Genomic DNA, 1,831 nt, shown 5'->3' on the forward strand with positions numbered 1-1,831 from the left:
TGCCCGATCTGTTCCGCCGCGTCGACGTGTTCCTGACGGCGCTGCGCAACCGCACTGCTGCGGGTCTCGTCATGGCCGAGGCCTTCTTCGAGCACGCCGGGGCACATCTGCAGGCGCTCTCCCGTGAGGAGCAGCTGGGGCGCTACTTCGCTCTGCTCGTGAGTGGCGAGGTCGCCTTCGGAAGCCAGCGAATCCGACTCGTGGGCGAGGCGGACGGAAGCGCTCGCCTCCTTACGGTTGCGGCCTAGGCCAGCCTGGACTTCTCGCTCAGCACCTCTCCGCTCAGCACTTCTCGCTCAGCACTTCTCCGCTCAGCCCTTCCGCCACTCGTCGCTCGTGATGTGGGAGCCGCCCTGAGGCCCCATCTGCAGCATCCCGCCGTCGACAGCCCAGGACGCGCCGGTCACGTAGCTCGCCGCCGGCGAGGCAAGGAAGGCGATGACCGCGGCCACCTCGCGGGCGTCCCCCGGCCTTCCGAGCGGCACACCGGGGCGGGCGACGCCGTGAGGGTCCTTGTCCTCTTGGCCCGTCATCGGCGTCGCGATTTCGCCGGGGGCGACGGCGTTCGCTGTGATCCCATGCTCGCCGAGCTCGAGGGCGATCGTCTTCATGAGGCCGCCAAGGCCGTGTTTTGCCGCGTCGTATGCAGACGAACCGACGCGCGGCTGGTGCTCGTGCACGCTCGTCACCGCGATGAGACGGCCGCCGTTGCCGGCCCGCACCATGTGCCGCGCGGCCCTCTGGAGGCACACGAACGCTCCATCGAGATCGGTTGCCACGATCTGGCGCCAGCGGTCGTACTCCATGTCGAGGAACGGTTCGTTGGCACCCGTTCCGGCGTTGTTGACGAAGACGGAGAGGCCGCCCAGCTGTGACACGAGATCGTCGACGACCGCACCGCAGGCGGGTGCATCAGCGACGTCCAGCTCGGCGACGTATGCCTTCCGCCCCAGCTTGCGGACCTCGTCCGCGGTTTCTTGAGCGCCTTTCTCATCCGAGTGCCACGTGATGCCCACGTCCATTCCCGCTGCTGCAAGGGCGATGGCCGTCGCTTGGCCGATGCCGGAGTCGGAGCCGGTGACGATGGCGGTGCGAGGTTCGAAAGTCATGGGTTCTCCTTCGGTGGGTCCGCCTGGGTTGCAAAGGGACACCGAAGGGGTACCCCGGACGGCCGCCTTGACGCAGGGCGCTGCGAGGCGCCACATCTGAAGCGGCCGTCCGGGGCGTGGCAGTTACGCGTGCGCGTAGGGTTCGCGATCGCCGATGTGCCCGGGCGCGTCCGCGGCGAGGACACGCGCGACGAACGCCCCATACTCCTCCATGTAGTGCCGCAGGAAGCTCTCCGTCTGCTCGTCGGAGACCGAACCGTCATCGCCGAAGACCGATCGGTCGAACTTGACGTAGGCCTCGGGGGAGTTGAGCTGGGGAGCGTCGAGGAAGCTCAGCACGGCGCGCATCGAGGACTGCATGACGGCCGTGCCGATGTTGCCCGGTGAGGCGCCGATGATTCCGGTGGGCTTGCGGGCAAAGGAATTGGTGCCCCAGGGCCGCGAACCCCAGTCGATCGCGTTCTTGAGCACTCCGGGGATCGAGCGGTTGTATTCGGGGGAGATGATTAGGATCCCGTCCGAGTTCTCGATCGCCTCCTTGAAGGAGCGTCCTTCAGGCGGGTAGTCGGCGTCGTAGTCGGAACTGTAGAGCGGCAGGTTGCCGATAGGGATCTCCGTGAATTCGAGCCCATCCGGGGCAAGACGGATGAGTGCTTTCGAAAGGGTGCGGTTGATGGACCCGGAGGCGAGGCTCCCTATGAGGTAGCCGATCTTGTACGTGG

General features: G+C 66.9%; 3 protein-coding genes. 1 reads left to right on the forward strand and 2 read right to left on the reverse strand.

Annotated features, from left to right (window positions below):
* On the forward strand, positions 1-248 hold a 248-nt coding region (locus LK10_RS22315; protein WP_043124364.1), incomplete at its 5' end, for a hypothetical protein.
* A 63-nt stretch (positions 249-311) separates the two neighbouring features.
* Here the strand turns inward: LK10_RS22315 and LK10_RS12925 are convergent.
* A complete protein-coding gene (locus tag LK10_RS12925; RefSeq protein WP_052207310.1) occupies positions 312-1,109 on the reverse strand; it encodes an SDR family oxidoreductase in 798 nt (265 codons plus the stop codon).
* 123 nt (positions 1,110-1,232) lie between these two features.
* Positions 1,233-1,831, reverse strand: a 599-nt coding sequence (locus tag LK10_RS12930) for an NADPH-dependent FMN reductase (protein ID WP_043124365.1), incomplete at its 5' end; no start/stop codon positions are given.

The sequence above is a fragment of the Sinomonas humi genome, from assembly GCF_000802235.1.
In the GTDB taxonomy this organism is placed as follows: Bacteria; Actinomycetota; Actinomycetes; order Actinomycetales; family Micrococcaceae; genus Sinomonas; species Sinomonas humi.